At 68.4% G+C, this 16,249-nt stretch carries 17 protein-coding genes; 5 read left to right on the top strand and 12 right to left on the bottom strand.

Annotated features, from left to right (window positions below; genetic code table 11):
• Positions 1-102: 102 nt before the first annotated feature.
• Positions 103-492, bottom strand: coding sequence for a Fur family transcriptional regulator (locus GO986_RS03990; protein ID WP_157457963.1), 390 nt, complete (start codon positions 490-492; stop codon positions 103-105).
• A gap of 121 nt (positions 493-613) precedes the next feature.
• Here GO986_RS03990 and GO986_RS03985 point away from each other — a divergent pair, with 121 nt between their 5' ends.
• From GO986_RS03985 to GO986_RS03975, 3 genes are all read left to right on the top strand, one after another.
• Positions 614-1,546 (top strand): biotin--[acetyl-CoA-carboxylase] ligase, encoded by a 933-nt coding sequence (locus GO986_RS03985; RefSeq protein ID WP_157457962.1) that lies wholly within the window; start codon positions 614-616, stop codon positions 1,544-1,546.
• A 58-nt stretch (positions 1,547-1,604) separates the two neighbouring features.
• Positions 1,605-2,189, top strand: a complete 585-nt coding sequence (locus GO986_RS03980) for a biotin transporter BioY (protein WP_157457961.1) — start codon at positions 1,605-1,607, stop codon at positions 2,187-2,189.
• Positions 2,190-2,570: 381 nt separating this feature from the next.
• Positions 2,571-3,173, top strand: coding sequence for a hypothetical protein (locus GO986_RS03975; RefSeq protein ID WP_157457960.1), 603 nt, complete (start codon positions 2,571-2,573; stop codon positions 3,171-3,173).
• A 70-nt stretch (positions 3,174-3,243) separates the two neighbouring features.
• On the opposite strand, the gene recA is transcribed toward GO986_RS03975, so the two are convergent.
• From recA to ilvA, 8 genes are all read right to left on the bottom strand, one after another.
• Positions 3,244-4,308: a recombinase RecA gene (recA, locus tag GO986_RS03970; protein WP_157457959.1), complete on the bottom strand. Its 1,065-nt coding sequence runs from the start codon at positions 4,306-4,308 to the stop codon at positions 3,244-3,246.
• Positions 4,305-5,039: an RNA 2',3'-cyclic phosphodiesterase gene (gene thpR / locus GO986_RS03965; protein ID WP_157457958.1), complete on the bottom strand. Its 735-nt coding sequence runs from the start codon at positions 5,037-5,039 to the stop codon at positions 4,305-4,307. Before thpR ends, recA begins: the two co-directional genes overlap by 4 nt.
• Positions 5,027-6,232 (bottom strand): CinA family nicotinamide mononucleotide deamidase-related protein, encoded by a 1,206-nt coding sequence (locus GO986_RS03960; RefSeq protein WP_157457957.1) that lies wholly within the window; start codon positions 6,230-6,232, stop codon positions 5,027-5,029. Before GO986_RS03960 ends, thpR begins: the two co-directional genes overlap by 13 nt.
• A gap of 234 nt (positions 6,233-6,466) precedes the next feature.
• Positions 6,467-7,492, bottom strand: a complete 1,026-nt coding sequence (locus tag GO986_RS03955) for an SRPBCC family protein (RefSeq protein ID WP_157457956.1) — start codon at positions 7,490-7,492, stop codon at positions 6,467-6,469.
• A 41-nt stretch (positions 7,493-7,533) separates the two neighbouring features.
• Positions 7,534-7,869, bottom strand: coding sequence for a four-helix bundle copper-binding protein (locus tag GO986_RS03950; protein WP_157457955.1), 336 nt, complete (start codon positions 7,867-7,869; stop codon positions 7,534-7,536).
• Positions 7,870-8,084: 215 nt separating this feature from the next.
• Positions 8,085-8,558: a GNAT family N-acetyltransferase gene (locus GO986_RS03945; RefSeq protein WP_232337386.1), complete on the bottom strand. Its 474-nt coding sequence runs from the start codon at positions 8,556-8,558 to the stop codon at positions 8,085-8,087.
• Positions 8,559-8,595: 37 nt separating this feature from the next.
• Positions 8,596-8,934 (bottom strand): hypothetical protein, encoded by a 339-nt coding sequence (locus tag GO986_RS03940; RefSeq protein ID WP_157457954.1) that lies wholly within the window; start codon positions 8,932-8,934, stop codon positions 8,596-8,598.
• A gap of 85 nt (positions 8,935-9,019) precedes the next feature.
• Positions 9,020-10,585, bottom strand: a complete 1,566-nt coding sequence (gene ilvA / locus GO986_RS03935) for a threonine ammonia-lyase, biosynthetic (protein WP_157457953.1) — start codon at positions 10,583-10,585, stop codon at positions 9,020-9,022.
• A 166-nt stretch (positions 10,586-10,751) separates the two neighbouring features.
• Between ilvA and GO986_RS03930 the strand changes: the two genes are divergently transcribed.
• Positions 10,752-11,120: a hypothetical protein gene (locus GO986_RS03930; RefSeq protein ID WP_157457952.1), complete on the top strand. Its 369-nt coding sequence runs from the start codon at positions 10,752-10,754 to the stop codon at positions 11,118-11,120.
• Positions 11,121-11,506: 386 nt separating this feature from the next.
• On the opposite strand, the gene GO986_RS03925 is transcribed toward GO986_RS03930, so the two are convergent.
• A complete protein-coding gene (locus tag GO986_RS03925; protein WP_369409127.1) occupies positions 11,507-12,319 on the bottom strand; it encodes an HpcH/HpaI aldolase/citrate lyase family protein in 813 nt (270 codons plus the stop codon).
• Between the two features lie 109 nt (positions 12,320-12,428).
• Between GO986_RS03925 and GO986_RS03920 the strand changes: the two genes are divergently transcribed.
• On the top strand, positions 12,429-13,793 hold the full coding sequence (locus GO986_RS03920) for a glycoside hydrolase family 32 protein (RefSeq protein ID WP_157457950.1): 1,365 nt from the start codon (positions 12,429-12,431) through the stop codon (positions 13,791-13,793).
• Positions 13,794-13,928: 135 nt separating this feature from the next.
• Here GO986_RS03920 and GO986_RS03915 read toward each other — a convergent pair whose 3' ends face one another.
• Both GO986_RS03915 and GO986_RS03910 read right to left on the bottom strand, forming a co-directional pair.
• Positions 13,929-14,813: a serine protein kinase RIO gene (locus tag GO986_RS03915; protein WP_157457949.1), complete on the bottom strand. Its 885-nt coding sequence runs from the start codon at positions 14,811-14,813 to the stop codon at positions 13,929-13,931.
• Between the two features lie 436 nt (positions 14,814-15,249).
• Positions 15,250-16,197, bottom strand: coding sequence for an ABC transporter substrate-binding protein (locus tag GO986_RS03910; RefSeq protein ID WP_157457948.1), 948 nt, complete (start codon positions 16,195-16,197; stop codon positions 15,250-15,252).
• Positions 16,198-16,249 lie beyond the last annotated feature (52 nt).

The raw sequence follows: 16,249 nt of genomic DNA, 5'->3' as shown, positions 1-16,249 counted from the left end.
GGGGTGGAGAGTCGCCCTCCACTGTTTTGCAGCGCGTAGCCTTTGGGGGCTGTGTTCACAGGAGCGAAAGCATCTCTCTTCCAGGCGGGGTGGAACCGCTTCTCAGCCGCGCTGGCAGTCGGAGCACACGCCCATGAATTCCAGGCGCACGTCGGTCACCTGAAACCCGGCCGGCAGGGCCGAAGCGGGCAGCGCCGGCACGTCGCCCGCGTCCACATCGAAAATGGCGCCGCAGGTCCGGCAGACGGCGTGGTGGTGGGGGCGGCCCTCGTGCTTGTAGTCGTAGCGGGTGGCCTGACCGGCGCGCTCCAGCGTGACCACTACGCCGTCGCGCACCAGGGCGTCCAGCGTGCGGTACACGGTCCCCAGGCTCACGCTGGGCAGCTGCACGCGCACCTGAGCATGAATCCACGCGGCGTCCGGGTGTGAGCGGGCGGCGCGCAGTACCTCCACCACGGCCGAGCGCTGCTTGGTCTGCCGCACCATCATCATGGGGCCAGTTTACCAGAGCCAGTGTGACGGGCGGATGACCGCCCCGGCGCCCCTCAAGCTCACAACTCTGTACCCGGTTCATTGCCTTCGTTCAGCAAAGCGCGTAAAACCCTGAACGGCCATGCCCGACCGCCTTCTGCCTCTGCTGACTGCCGCGCCCCAGACCGGGGACGCGCTGGGGCAGGCGCTGGGCGTGGGCCGCGTGACGGTCAACACCCTGGCCCGCCGCCTGCAAGAGAGCGGTGTGCCGGTGGAGGTCTCGCGCGCGGGGTACGCGCTGGCGCCCGGCACACCCGCGCCGCAGTTCGTTCGCGCTGGCGGCCCGTTGGGCGCCGCCCTGCGCTACCGGGGCACGGTGACCAGCACCCAGGATGAGGCGCGCGCCTGGGCCGATGAGGCGCCGGGCGGCGCGCCCCACGGGGCCGTGGTGGTGGCCGAGCGCCAGACCGCCGGGCGCGGGCGGCGGGGCCGGGCCTGGGACACCACCCACGGCACGCTGGTCTTTTCGGTGCTGCTGCGGCAGGGGGCCAGCGGCGCGCCGCTGACGCTGCCTGAGCTGGCCCTGCTGCCGCTGGCGGCGGGCGTGGCCACCGCGCGCGCCGCCGGAACTGGCCGCCTGAAGTGGCCCAACGACCTCCTGACCGAAGACGGCCGCAAGCTGGCTGGCATTCTGCTGGAGGCCGACCTGCGCGGCGAGGAAGCGCGGCGGGCGGTGCTGGGCATCGGCATCAATGTTTCGGCGGCGCCGCCAGAAGCGGCCCACCTGCGCGAGTTCCGCCCTGACCTGACCCGCGCGGCGCTGCTGTCGGGGCTGCTGCGCGAACTGCACACCTGGCTGACCGCCCCGGCCGCCGAGATTCTGGCGGCCTGGCGTGCCCACAACCTCACCCTGGGCCGCGCCGTGCGCGTACAGACCCCGGCGGGCCTGCTGGAGGGCCTGGCCACCGACCTTGACCCCCAGGGCAGCCTGCTCGTGCAGACGGCCGGCGGCCTGCGCACCATCAGCGCCGGCGACGTGCAGCTGGTGGGCACCCTGGACGGGCCAGCGCCCTAGCTCACGCCTGACCGCCTACCGCCTTCTTTTTCTGCCTCTCTGTTCAAAGGAGTTTCCCATGACTGTTCTGCACCCTACCCTGGCCCGCACCCTCGTTCCTTCCCGCAGCCTGGCCCGCGATATCGCGCTGGTGCTGGGCGGCGCCGCTTTCGTTGCGGTGCTGGCCCAGGCCGAGATTCCCCTCAAGCCCGTGCCCCTGACCCTGCAAACCCTGGGCGTGCTGTTGGTGGGCGCGGCCCTGGGCTGGAAGCGCGCTTTTGCGGCCCTGGCGGTCTATGTGGCGGCCGGCGCGGCGGGGCTGCCTATCCTGTCGGGCGGCAGCGCTGGCCTGTATTCCCCCACGACAGGTGGCCTGCGCGCCAGCCTGGGCTACCTGGTCAGCTACCCGCTGGCCGCCGCGCTGGTGGGCTTTCTGGTGGAACGCTTTGCGCTGGACCGCAAGTTCCTGGGCACCTGCCTGGCCATGCTGGCGGGCAGCGCTGTGATTTACGCCTTTGGCCTGCCGGTGCTGGCGGCGCTGACTGGCCTGAAAGGCGGCGCCCTGCTGACCGCTGGCCTGACGCCCTTCCTGCTGGGCGACACCCTGAAACTGGTGCTGGCCGCGCTGCTGCTGCCCGGCGTCTGGGCCCTGATTCGGAAGTAAGCCGAGGTCTGGTCCACTTCGAAACATGCTTCGGGTTTGACTCGCCTGATGGCACCCGCCGAGCTGTAGAGCAGCGTGACCCAGCGCTGCGAGTCCGCCGGAAAGCAGAAAAAGAAGAGGCATGGCACCAGCGTTGAAGCGGCAGCAGCCACTCTCCTGCCCGGTTGTTCCAGAAATCAACGGCAGTCCGTCGGCTACACGGTAAAGCCCCCACCTTCACTCGAGTGGGGGCTTTGCTGTGGGCAGGGTTGTCAATGTCTCCCGTGCGGAAACCCCGGCCCCAAGCGTGTCTACAGTGTGCCCGCATAGGGGCGGCGCAGGCATCCGCCGAAAGGTGCAGTGGAAGATAGGCACAATGGGGGAGCAAGGCAGGGGGGCCAGATGCAGGAATTTCAGACGCTGGTGCGGGAATGGGAGACGTTTTATCTGCTGACCGGGACCGCCGGCGCCACACTGGCAGGCCTGATGTTCGTGGCGGTGACTGTAGGTGAACGCGCCACCGACCGGCAGCGGTTGCCCATTTTGCGTATGCACAGTGACCCCGCCCTGCTGGCCTTCGTGCTGAATCTGGTTCTCAGCGCCGCCCTGCTGATTCCCAGCCTGACGCGCGGGTGGTTGGGCACCCTGCTGCTCAGTGCCGGAGGTCTGGGCCTGGTGTACCTGACGGTGGTGCTGCGCCACCTGCACCGCCGCGTGCAGATGCGCGGCTGGGACCTGGCCGACTGGCTGTGGTACGCCGCCGCGCCTATAGGAGCGTGCGTGCTCCTGCTGTGGTCGGGCACCTTGACCCTCTCCAGGCACTCGCACGCGGCCCTGAATCTCACCGGACTGACCGCCCTGGTGCTGCTGGTGATGGGGATTCGCAACGCCTGGGACCTCGTGACCTTTGCCCTGGCTCGGGTGACCGGTGACGGCAAAAATTCGCAGGACACAGGCACGGAGGCGACAGATAATTCCCCATCAGAGGACGGCTCCTCGGACTGATTCGCAGGCTTTCAAGAGGCAGCACAACGCCGCGCGGCATTCAGTCCGCGCGGCGTTGCTTGCTTCCCCCTTACTCAGCCACGGTGGGCACGGCCGCCAGCGGGTCGCGGCCATCCTTGATGGCGCCCAGTACACGGGTGCGGATTTCCTGCTCCATCTCGGGGCGCTCGGCGATGTAGGCAATCGCCTTTTCCTTGCCCTGGCCGATACGCTCGTCGCCGTAGGAGTAGAACGAGCCCGCCTTCTTGATGATGTCCATGTCGCTTGCCAGGCCCACGAGGTCCGAGAGCTGGTCAAAGCCCTTGCCGTAGGCCAGGGTGAGTTCGACTTCCTTGAAGGGCGGGGCGACCTTGTTTTTGACGGTCTTGACCTTCACGGTGTTGGCCACGGCGTCGTTGCCGACCTTGATCGGCTGGCCAATCTTGCGCACGTCCAACCGCACCGAGGCGTAGAACTTCAGCGCGCGCCCGCCGGTGGTGGTTTCGGGGTTGCCGTACATCACGCCAATCTTCTCGCGCACCTGGTTGATGAAGATGGCGGCGGTGCCCGTCTTGCTCAGGATGGCCGTCAGCTTGCGCAGCGCCTGGCTCATCAGGCGGGCCTGCAGGCCCGGCAGGCTGTCGCCCATCTCGCCTTCAATTTCGGCGCGGGGGGTCAGCGCGGCCACCGAGTCCACGACCACCACGTCCACGGCGCCGCTGCGCACCAGCAGCTCCATGATTTCGAGCGCCTGCTCGCCGTTGTCGGGCTGCGACACCAGCAGTTCGTCGGTGTTGACCCCCAGCGCGCGGGCATACACGGGGTCCAGGGCGTGTTCGGCGTCAATAAAGGCGCAGGTGCCGCCGGCCCGCTGCGACTGGGCCAGGATGCTCAGGGCCAGCGTGGTCTTGCCGCCGGACTCTGGGCCGTAAATCTCAGTGATGCGGCCCTTGGGCACGCCGCCAATTCCCAGCGCCAGGTCCAGGCTCAGGCTGCCGGTGGACACGGCCTGCACGTCCAGTTTGCTTTCGGCACCCAGCTTCATGATGCTGCCCTTGCCGAACGCCTTTTCAATCTGGCTCATGGCCGTTTCGATGGCCTTGGTGCGTTCCTTGGCGTCGGTGGGGGTAGCGGCGATTTCTTTTTCTTTGCTCATGGCGTCTCCTGAACAGGGGTGAGGGCGGGTTCGGGGGGTGGGGGCGTTTCGCCGCGCAGGCGAAAGGAACTCACGGTTTCGTAGATGGGGCCAGTTTTGCGCAGAATGCTGCGCTGCAAGGTGACGCTGGTTGCGGGCCACTGCTGGGTAAACACCAGCGGCGGCACGCGCGGCGCCGGGCCTTTCTTGCGCGCCAGCGTGACGTGGGCTTTAAACGGCAGGTCATCGGTGGCCAGGCCCAGCGCGTGAATGCCGTCGCGCAGGGCGGCGGCCAGTTCGGCCAGCCCCTCGCCTTCGACCTTGACAAACCACACGCGCGGGCTGCCCTCGTTGGGAAAGTACCCGGTGCCGCGCAGATGCAGGGTTAGCGGCGCCAGGTCCTGCATCAGGCGGGTGCCCAGGCGCTTCAGGTCGTCCACGCGGTCGGGCGGCACGGCGGGCAGGTAGGCCAGCGTGACATGTAACTGGTCACCCTGCACGATGCGCCAGTTGCCCCTGAGCTTGCGCTGGCCCTCGCGCAGCGGCCCCACCAGATTGGCCGGCACCTTGAAGGCATAGAACAGCCGCTGCGTGCCGGGAACGTGCGGTTCGGCGTTGGGGGTGGGCGTAAGCACGGCCTGGGGACGCGCTGCTTCGGACTTGGGGCGCGCCGCCGTCCGGGGCGCCGCGCCCTTGGGGGCGGGTGCCTGCGGTGGACGGGCGGAGGTCTTCTTGAGCTTCACGCCGGCCATCCTTCTGCCTGGAGACCCCGCAGCGCAAGGGCCAGTGCCGAGACGGCGGCGCGTTCACGGATCTGGGCGGCTTCGCCGGGCCAGTCCACCTGGGCGACCTGCACATTCTGGCCCGTGTCCAGCGCGGCGTAGGCCTGGCCAGCACGCTCACCTGCGGTGCAGGTGACCACGGCCAGCCCCACCTCGGCGCCCAGGTGTTCACGGGCGCCCGCCGCCAGTTCGCGGGCGGCCTGCTCGCTGACCAGGCCCTGGTCGTGCAGGGTCACCGGGGTCAGGCCCAGGGTAATCAGGCGGCGGTGATCCTGGGTCACGGCGGCGTCCAGAAAGCCTGGCTGGTCGGCCAGCAGGGTACACAGCACGCCCGCGCTGCCGGCTTCTATGACGCCCAGGGTGCGACCAGTCAGGGCCTCGCCCACGGCGCCGGCCAGGGTCTGGTCGTCCTCGCCCCAGGTCCAGCGGGCCAGGGCCGCGCGCACCTGCTCGCGCACGGGACCCAGCAGGGCCAGGGCCTCGGCCTCGGTGGGGGCACTGGCGGCCACGCGCACGTCCACGCCGGTCAGGCGGGCGTAGGTCGCCACGCTCGGGTTGGCCCCGCGCGTCAGGTCGCCCAGCCGTTCGGCCAGGTTGCTCTCGCCAATCCCAGAGGTGTGCAGGGTGGTGTGGCGCAGCGCCGCCGCTGGCGCCGGCAGCCGGGGCAGCACCTGCTCGCGCCACATCCGCTGCATTTCGCGCGGGGGGCCGGGCAGGGCCACAATGTGCTGGCCGCCCGCCTGCACCCACCAGCCCGGCGCGGTGCCAACAGGGTTGGGCAGCGCCTGGGCCGAGGGAATCAGCCAGGCCTGTTTGCGGTTCAGGTCCGGCATGGTGCGCCCGCGCGACTCGTACAGGCCGCGCAGCCACGCCAGCAGGTCGGGGTCTTCGTGTGGGGGTTCACCCAGCGCGGCGGCAATCGCCTCGCGGGTCAGGTCGTCGTCGGTCGGTCCTAGGCCGCCGCCCAGAATCAGCAGGTCGGCGCGGCCCAGGGCCGTCTGAATGGCTTCGGTGAGGCGGGGCAGGTTGTCGCCCAGCACAGTTGTGCGGTGCAGGGTCACGCCGCGCTTGGCCAGCTCTCTGGCCAGAAACGCGGCGTTGCTGTCCACAATCTCTCCGAACAGCAGTTCCGTCCCTACACTGATGATTTCTGCTCTAAGCATAACAACCTCACGTCAGTATAGGCCAAAGCGAAACCGGGCGTCCAGTGTGAGGGCGTGCAGTCAGGGGCGGCGGGACATGCTTGGGGCCTTCAAGGCAGGCCCCAAAATCACCCATGAACGGTCCTTTGATGCCGCCTGGGGCGTGCAGATTTGTTGAGTGGCTCTCTGCTCTCAGGGGCTTTCGTGGACGGGAGAGGGGTGAGGTCCCCTCAACAAGGCAGTGGAAAGCGGCCCTCAGATTCGGCCCGCCTGGGCTTCGGCGCGGTCACGCACCACCTCCAGAATGGTGCGCTGCAGGTCGCGCATGATGGCCTGGGTCCAGTAGGCGGCGTAACTGTTGAAATGGGTGCTGACCCGCTGGGTGCTGCTCAGGTGCAGCAGGGTCACGCCGGGCGAGAGTTCTTCCAGGCGGTAAGTGCCGCTGATCACATCGAAAAACTGGCCGCCCACCCGCACATGAGGGTCCAGCTGGCCGGGGTCGCTGGCCTGAATGCGGAAGGACAGCAGGCGCCCCGGCTGCCAGTCGGTCACGGTTTCGGTGAAGCTCAGCCCGCCGTCAAAGGTGGCGGTGCGGACGGCCCCCACACCACTGCGGCTCATCACGGCCTCGCGCGGGCGCGGGAGCCCGGCCGCGTGCGCCCAGCCGGCCCGAATCTCGCGGTCTTCAATGCGCGGCACGCTGCGAATCTGGGTCCACACGAGTGCAGGGGGCGCCTGAATCAGCACGTCGTTGGTGACGACGCGGTAGATGACTGGCGGGGCCAGCCGCCCTTCCAGTGGCCCCAGCAGGGCGGGGAGCGCGGCGGTCAGCAGCAGGGCGCTGGCCTGGCTCCGTCCCCACCAGCGCCGCAGGCCGTATGCCAGCGCGGCCCCCAGGCCCGCCATGACATACATCACCGGAGCAGCCAGAAAGGCGCACAGCACGCCCTCGAACCCCAGCACCAGGGCCGTGACCAGAAAGACGGTGGTGGAGAGCGCCGCCACCCCCAGGGCGGCCAGCAGACCGGGAGCCTGGGCGGCGGCACGGACCTCGCCAAAAGCGTCGGGCTCTGGCGGGGGCAAGGTGGGCCGGGGACGAAACGCCAGCGCCGCAGACAGCAGGCCCAGCACGAACGGCACCAGAAACAGATAAGACGCCACCATGACGCCGGCAGCTCCCTCGCTGCTGCGCTGTAACACATGCAGCCACAGGTACACGCCCAGGCCATACAGCGCCCCGGCCACCGCCCCCAGCACCACCCCCGCCCAGTTGGCATTCACAGCCCCAGACTACCGGGTTACCAGGAAACCACAGGCGACTTTTACGCCGCCAGAACCCGGCACGCCTGGGCACATTGGCGGCAGGCTTCGGCGCAGCGCTGGCAGTGGTCATGGTGATGCTGGGCGCACTCGGCGGCGCAGGCGTCACATGCAGCGGCACACAGGGCGTAGGCCTGCGCGTGCAGGGTGCTGCCCCGCAGCAGCAGCCGGGCTGTCAGGGCACACAGGTCGGCGCAGTCGCGGTCCAGACGAATGCAGGCCCGCATCATCTCCAGGTCCGGCTCATTCAGGCAGGCGGCGGCGCAGGTTTCGCAGGCGCTCAGACAGGTCAGGCAGGCGTCAATACAGGCCTGAAGGTCGGGACTAGGGAAGGCCATGGCCCACCGTGACAGATTCCGGGTAGGCAAGGCTGATCACAGCCCCCAGCGCTATTGAGGCTTTATCCACCCACAGCGCTGGGCTGCCCAGCGGGGTGAAGGAGTGGCCGCACCGAGCCTTCTTCGAGGGTGTGGTCAACGTGCAGAGAAGTGAATTGAGTCCCTTCCCCATAGTCGAACTTCTCCCTCGCGGCAAAGCCGGATGCGACAACGCTTCAGGCGGGTTTCAGCGGCAAGGCAAAGCAGAGGCTGTTCTCTATGCCCTCATAATACCCGAAGTTGGGAATGCGCCGGAAGCCCGCGCGTTCGTACAGTGCCAGGGCTGCCGCCTGCTGGTCACCTGTTTCAAGCACCAGGCGGGCGTACCCCTCGGCCTGGCCGCGCGCCTGCAGTTCTTCCAGCAGCGCCCGGCCAATGCCCCGCCCACGGGCGTCAGGAACGGTGTACATCCGCTTGACCTCGGCCGATTCGGTGTCCCAGCGCTTCAGGGCGCCGCAGGCCACCAGTTCGCCTTCTTCCTCGGCGGCCAGCAGCACGCAGCCCTCGCCCGTCAGGGTCATGGGGTCAAAGGGTTCAGTGCGCTCATCGGTGTCCTGATAGAGCGCCCGCAGTTCGCGCTGCTGGGCGTTCATCAGGGCCTGCACACGCGGGTCGGTGGGGGGCACGTCCAGCAGGCGGTAAGGCGACATGGGTTAGCCTAAGCAGCCGGTCCGGCGCGGCGCAAGCTCAGGTGCCTGACCGGCCCACCACCAGCTCCGCCACCCACTCGGACGACGGCACCCGGTCATCGCGGTTCTGGCCCACGGCGCTGGGGTGCTGGGTCAGGCGGAGCACGGGCCACGACTGCCCCAGCGCGCGCAGCACATAGGCGCCGTGGTCGCCTGGCCCACTGACCCGGCGGCCGCTGTCCTGAAAACTCACCTCGACAGCCGTGCCCTCCGGAAGCGCTTCCAGGCTGGAGACTAGCACCTGGCCCTGAAACTGACGCCCTGGGTCGGTGGCCTCGCCCTGCCACGCCCCACTGAGGCGCAACACCGCGTTGGAAGTGGTCGCAGACTCTGCCATGTCCTCCATCTGGCCATGTCCAGAAGCGCGCAGGATGAGGACGGCCCCAGGTGCCCTTTATGTGCGGCCCTGGGCTCTGGCCGCCTCAGGTCAAAAAGAGGCGGTACGCGGGGTTGGCGGTCATGTCGGTAGCCGGATACCCCACGCCGGCCAGAAACGCCGCAAAGGCCGCCTCATCGCCGGGGGGCACCTGAAGGCCGGCCAGCACCCGGCCGTGCGCGCTGCCGTGGTTGCGGTAGTGAAACAGACTGATGTTCCAGCGGCCGTGCAGGTGGGTCAGGAAGGCCAGCAGCGCGCCAGGCCGCTCGGGGAAGGTAAACGAGTACACCCGCTCATGGGCCGCCTCGGGGGCGCGGCCGCCCACCATATGCCGCACATGGACTTTGGCCAGTTCGTCGTCGGTCAGGTCGAGGACCGGGTAGCCCTGTGCGGTCAGCTCGGCGTGCAGGGCGGCGCGTTCGCCGGGCTGGGCCAGCTGCACGCCCACAAAAATCTGGGCCTGGGCGCGCGGCGCAAAGCGGTAATTGAATTCGGTGACGGCCCGCGCCCCCACCACCTCGATAAAGGCGCGGAAGGCGCCGGGGTGCTCGGGGATGGTCACAGCGAAAATCGCTTCGCGCTGCTCGCCGATCTCGGCGCGCTCGGCCACGTGGCGCAGGCGGTCAAAGTTGACGTTGGCGCCGCAGGTCAGGGCCACCAGGGTTTCGTTCCGCAGTTCCTGCTCGGCGGCGTAGCGCTTGAGCCCGGCCACGGCCAGGGCCCCGGCGGGTTCCATAACGGCCCGCGTGTCGTCAAACACGTCCTTGATGGCTGCGCAGACCTCGTCGGTGGTCACGCGCACCCAGTCGTCCACATAGCGCCGGGCCAGGTCAAAGGTATAGGCGCCCACCTGCTTGACGGCCACGCCGTCCACGAAAATGCCCACCTGCTCCAGCCTGACCCGCTCGCCGGCCTGCACTGACTGAAACATGGCGTCACTGTCCTCGGGTTCCACGCCCACCACGCGGATGTCTGGGCGCAGGGCCTTCAGGACGCCGGCCACCCCGGCAATCAGGCCGCCGCCGCCCACTGGCACGAACACGGTGAGCGGGCCGTCGGTCTCGACCTGGCGCAGCAGTTCCAGGGCCACCGTGCCCTGCCCCGCCAGCACCAGGGGGTCGTCGTAGGGGTGAACGAAGGTGAGGCCCAGCTGCGCCTGCAGGGTGTAGGCATAGGCTTCGGCGTCACTGAATGAATCCCCCCGCAGCACCACCTCGGCCCCGCGCGCGCGGCAGGCGGCCACCTTGATGTCGGGGGTGGTTTCGGGCATGACAATCACCGCCCGCAGCCCCAGGCGCTGGGCGGCGTAGGCCACGCCCTGCGCGTGATTGCCCGCCGAGGCGCAGATGACCCCCTGGCCGCGCTCTTTGGCCGAAAGCTGGGCCATCTTGTTGTAGGCCCCGCGCAATTTGAAGGAAAAGATGGGCTGCTGGTCTTCGCGTTTAAGCAGCACGCGGTTGCCGGTTCTGGCGCTCAGGCGCGGCGTTTCACTGATGGGGGTTTCGATGGCCGCGCCGTAGACCTTGCTCGTCAGGGCCAGGCGCAGCACGTCGCCTGCCCTCAGGTCGCCGGGGTGGTGGGTCGGCCAGGTCAGGCCAGAGGATTCAGTCATGCGGGCGCCTCCAAACAAGAACCCCCGAACACCTGTTCGGGGGCGACAGACCACGCGCGGGCGGTCAGGTGGGTGCCCCTGACAGCCAAAGAATTCGCGCCGTGTCCATAGAGCGAGCATAGGACAGGGCTGGAATGCCCGGCCGGCTCAGGGGTAGACAAGACGCATGACAGAGCCTGTGGTGTCTGCCCTTCAGGTCCTCTCGGTTCGGCGGCGCCGGCTGCGGCCGTTTGTGGACTTTGGGCCGGTGTTCCTGTTTTTCGGGATTTCTGGTGTGGATCACGGGCGTGAGGCTCGGCTGCAGCGGCGCTTTGAGCAGGAGTATTACCCGCATGTGGTGACGGCGCGGCTGGGGGGGGTGGGGGCGGGGCGCTACCGGCTGGAGGGCCTGCCGGAAGACGCGAACCGGCGGCCGTGGATAGTGGGGGCAGACGGCGTGGTGAGAGGGGAGCTGAGTGAAGAGGGGTTGGGGGCGTTTCGGGTGTGGTTGGGCGGGAATGGGGGGAAGGTGAGGGCGGTGGCTTTAGAGAGCTAGGGGGCGATTTCTTCTGCTTCCCCACCCCCCAGCCCCCTCCCCCAGAGGGGCAGGGGGAGCAATCGCTGCGCTCGGCAAGAGTTGCTACTGGTGTCGGCCAACTTGCTCTGTTCGTTTACGTGTCTGGCCTCGACGCCATCCGCTGCCCCGCGTAAGGGCCTGCGCGCTGCGCGCACAATGGCCTCGCCTGGACCTGGGCGGGACTGGGGCAGGAAGCCTTGGTGCGGCCCAGATGGTCTACTTTGAACAGATGAAGGGGAGCTTCTCCTGGCCCGTTTGTGTGGGTGGAGGAGAGCGTCCGAGCCTCCGTCTCCGCTCATTCCGCGCCTTCCTCATTTCCTACTGCCCACTCCCCACAACCTTGCCCCTCCCGCGCGCCATCTTTACTAACCGCCGTCCTCCTCCGCCAATTCCCGCGCTTCATCCACATGCATCTGCTCGATCAGGGCGCCCTCGAAGGTGGCAATGCTCTGCCCAGCGGCGCGGGCGGCGTCCCAGGTGGCCAGCAGGGCGCGGGCGCGCTGGGCGGCTTCGGGGCGCACACCGTAGGCGGCGTTGGCGGGGTCAATCTGGCTGGGATGAATCACGGTCTTGCCGGCAAAGCCCAGGGTGCGGCCCTGCTCGCACTCCTGGGCAAAGCCGTCGGGGTCGCGCACGTTGTTGAACACCGCATCCAGAGGCACCTTGCCGTGGGCGCGGGCGGCCAGCACCACGGCACTCAGGGCGTGCAGCAGGCCCTCACGCGACGGGTGGGGGCGGGTGCGCAGGGCGCGGGCCAGGTCGTTGGTGCCCGCAATCAGACCCGCCACTGCGGGTGCGGCCGCAATAGCCGGGGCATTCAGGACCCCCAGAGGCGTTTCAATCATGGTCCAGACCGGCAAGGGGAGGTCAAGGCTGGGCGGCGCTTCTCCCTTGGGCAGCACCACGCCGGCCAGCAGAAGCGTCCGGGCCAGTGCCAGGTCGTCGGCATGCCAGGGGGTGCCGGGGGCGTTCACGCGCAGAAGAACCGGGATGGGCCAGGGACTGGCCAGGGCGGCCCGCACGCCTTCCCGCGCGGCGGCCTTGTGTTCGGGGGCCACGGCGTCTTCCAGGTCCAGAATCACGGCGTCGGCCCCCAGGGTGCGGGCCTTGTCCAGGGCGCGGGGGTTGTCGCCGGGCACATACAGCACCGAGCGCAGGTGGCGGGGCTTAGCGGTCACGGGGCGTCCGGCGGGCGGCGCTGCTGCCCAGCACAAACGGCAGCAGCATGAGCAGGAACTTCAGAGGGCGGGGCATGCGCCCAGTATCGGGGGCGCGGCACAGTAGGGCATGGTTCTGCGCCCCGCTCTGCACTTCACCGCCCGGCAGCACTGGCTGAACGACCCCAACGGTCTGGTGTACGCGGGCGGGCGCTACCACCTCTTTTACCAGCACAATCCCCGCGCCAACCATCACGGCTATCTCAGCTGGGGCCACGCCACCAGCCCGGACCTGCTGCACTGGCAAGAGCATGAGGTCGCCCTGCCCTGGCGCCAAGGGCACGACGTGTATTCAGGCAGTGCGGTGGTGGACAGGCACAACACCAGTGGGCTGGGCCAGCCCGGCGACCCGCACCCGCCGGTGGTGGCCATGTACACGGGGAACGGCGACCACCATCAGGCGCAGTATCTGGCGCTCAGCCGCGACGGTGGGGCGCACTGGGCCTTCGTGGGGCCGGCAGCGGTGCTGGACGAACACAAACAAGATTTCCGTGACCCCAAGACCTTCTGGCACGCCGCCACCGCGCAGTGGATCAGTGTGGTCGCCCACCCTAACGAGCGCCAGATTGGCGTGTACGGCTCGCCTGACTTGCGCCGCTGGACACGCCTCAGCCTGTTTGGCCCGGCCGGCGCGGTGGCCGGCATCTGGGAAGTGCCGGACCTGTTCGCCTTGCCTGGTGAGGACGGCGACCTCCTCTGGGTCATGAAAGTGGACGTGTTTGCCGGTGGCCCACAGGGCGGCACAGGCGCGCAGTACTGGGTCGGCACCTTTGACGGCGCGGTGTTCACGCCCTCGCAGCCGGCGCGCTGGGCCGACTGGGGCAAGGATTTCTACGCGGCCATCACCTACAGCGACCTGCCGCAGGGGCCAGCGCGCGCGGTCTGGCTGGCCTGGATGAACGCCTGGGATTACGCCAACGACCTGCCCACCCACCCCTGGCGCGGCGCCCTGACCCTGCCGCGAGAGCTGGGGTTGGTGCGCAGCGCCGGGCAGTGGGCGCTGACCCAGCAGCCTCTGCGGGAATTGACAGCCCTGCGTGACCAGGGCCAGCGCCTGGACAGCGGGCAGACGTTCTCCTTCTCTGCCGGGCAGGCCCTCGACCTGGCGCTGACCCTGCCCGAGGGCGCCGAGGTGCACTTCGGGTCCGACGCGGGCCAGGAAGCGACCCTGAGTGTTCGGGCCGGTCACTTGCGCCTGACCCGGCCGGCCCCCGCTGGGCTGGCCGGCTTTGCTGGCACCTTTATGGCCCCGCTGCCTGCCGGGGCAGAGGAGGAGGTGCGGGTCATGCTCGACACCTGCTCGCTGGAGGTGTTTGCGGCGGGCGGTCAGGTGAGTTTCACCAGTCTGCTGCTGCCGGCCCAGCCCATCACGCGCCTGACGCTCCGGGGTGCCTGGGGGCAGGTGTGGCGGCTCCGGGCCACCCTGCCGGCCTAGGAACACGGACGCCGAGACTGGCAGGTGGCTCTGAGTAGAGCTGGCAGGAGCCTACCGGGTGCCAGGCGTTCTAAACAGCAACCACAGAACACGCCGGGCACCGCCATCTCTGGGGTGCCCGGCGGGAGGTGCTGGTCACGGCAGCAGCAAGCGGGGGGTGGGGGCTGGGCCCAGGGCGCGGCGCTGCACCTCGCGGAGCGTTGCGTCGGCGTCGGCCTGAATGCCGTGTTTGCGGAAGCTGGTGACGAGGCTCTGGGCGTCTCTGGCCAGCAGGTCGCGGAAGTGCGGATTCTGGCGCGTGGTCAGTTGCGGAAAGTCGATGATGGTCACGGTGTCCTCCCACCAGAGAAGGTTGTAGGTGCTGTAATCGCCATGCGCGTAACCCAGCCGCAGCAGATCGGCCATGCCCTGAACACTCTGCCGCCAGGCGCTCTGGGCCTGTTCGGGGGTCAGCGGGGCGTCACTCAGGCGCGGGGCGACGTCGTCTTCGGTGCCCACGAGGCGCATCAGGACGGCGGGAACGGTCTGGGCGTAGTCGTAGGGATGAGGCCCCACCAGGGGTTCGGGGACGGGCAGACCAGCCTGCCACAGTTGCCATAGACGGGCGTATTCAGCGTTGACCCAGTCGTGCTGGAGCATCTCCAGACCCTTGCGGGTGCGGCCTTCCATGGCCCGCTTGGCGCGCACGTCCAGAATTACCTGGCCCGCGCGGTATACGCTGTCGTCCTTGAATGAGCGGGCTTCGAGGTCGCGGTAGAGCTTCAGGAGAACGCTGCCTCTGGGACCACGCGCCACGTAGGCTGTGGCTTCCTTACCGCTCTTGAGCTCGGCAACGACTTCGGTGATGTGCCCGAGGTCTTGCAGGCGGCGAATGATGTCGTCCTGAACGTCGATGTCGTCGGTGCTGGTCAGGTGGGCCAGTTGGCGGCGCCCGAGCGGCTTCTTTTTGCTCCGGCGGCGCGGGGCTTCAGGGTGGTCATCCCAGAAGTCTTCTGAGGCGTGGTGCCACTGGGCGCTCATGGGCGCCTGCTGCGGTTATGGTCGTGTGGGCCGCCCGAAGGCAGAGGTGGCCAGACGTGGTTGTTCAAAATCACTCCTGTTGGCAGGAACAAAGACTCCGTGTGCGCGGGCGGTCTTGATGTCAGTGATGTTGGTCATAGGCAGCACCTCCTTTCGGTGATGGCGGTAGCGTAGCAGGCAAAAGCGGCCCCTGTCACGAAGAACTGGGCAGCTAGGCCATCACGCCTAGCACGCCTGGCCGATGTCAAAACGGACCCCAGAGTGGGTGAAGACCACTCACCCACCCGCTCTGGAGCGAACGCGGTGAGTCTTTGGAATGGGCGGGGGCGCCAACGAACTTGAGGTGGTTGTTTGCCCCGCAGTGGACCGGGCAGGTGCGGCCAGAACAGCCAAACAGAAGCCGCGCCCAGCAGGACGCGGCCTCCGAACAAGGCACTTATTTCAGCGTTTTGCTGATAAAGGCGTTGGTGTAGTAGTCGCTGGCCTTTGCCCCCGCTGGCAGTTTGCCCTGCTTGACCAGCGCCGCCACCGCCTTGGTCCAGGCGGCCGGATTCATGGCGCCCAGGCCCGCCGTCTGGGTATACGGCCCGGTCATCAGCGGCGTGCTGGCCCGCAGCACGTCCAGGCTGCCGCTGGCACCAAACACAGGCTGGGCCAGTTTGAAGGCGCGCGCAGGGTCCGCCACCGTGAACTTCAGGCCGCGCTGGGCGGCGCGCACCACCTTTTTGGCCAGGTCGCCTTGCAGGCTCTTGCCGCTGCCCATCAGCCCCACACCGACCATCGGGTAGGCCCCCGAAATATCCAGGGTATACACGCGCTTGCCGCTGGTGCGGGCCAGTTGCAACACGTCGTTGTTGGCGTAGCCCACCGCCGCGTCTACCCGCCCAGCGCGCACGGCGTCCACCTGCGTAAAGCCAATGTTGGCCAGGCGCACGTCCCGGCCTTCGGTCAGATTGGCACTGTCAAGGAGGGCCTGAAGCGCGTGGTACGAGCTGCCAAAAGGCCCAGGCAGCCCCACGGCCTTGCCCTTCAGGTCGGCGGCGCTGTTCAGCGGCGAGAGGCTGAAGACGGTGACCGGATTCTTCTGGTACATGGTCATGATGTACCGCACGTCGGCGCCCTGGTTGCGCGCAAAAATGGCGTCCTCGGGGTCGCCCACCACGAAATCCAGTTTGCCCTGGAGCAGCAGGGGCAGCAGCTGCGAGACGTACCCGTGCTGGTAGGTGACCTTCAGGCCCTCGGCGCCGAAATAGCCCAGCTTGTCGGCCACGTAAAAGGGCGTGAACTGTACGTCAGGGTTGTAGCCCAGGCCAATGGTCACCGTGCGCTGCGCGGCGGCGGTGGTGGCCAGCAGGCCCAGCAGCAGGAAGGCGGCGCGTTTCATGAGGGCGAGTATAGGCGGGCCGGGTGACGCGTCTGTGACTTGGAGGGGGGAA

This window comes from Deinococcus arboris (genome assembly GCF_009755355.1).
GTDB classification, from domain to species: domain Bacteria; phylum Deinococcota; class Deinococci; order Deinococcales; family Deinococcaceae; genus Deinococcus; species Deinococcus betulae.
Note: the sequence above shows the minus strand (reverse complement) of the source record. Positions and strands in the feature narration are given on the sequence as shown.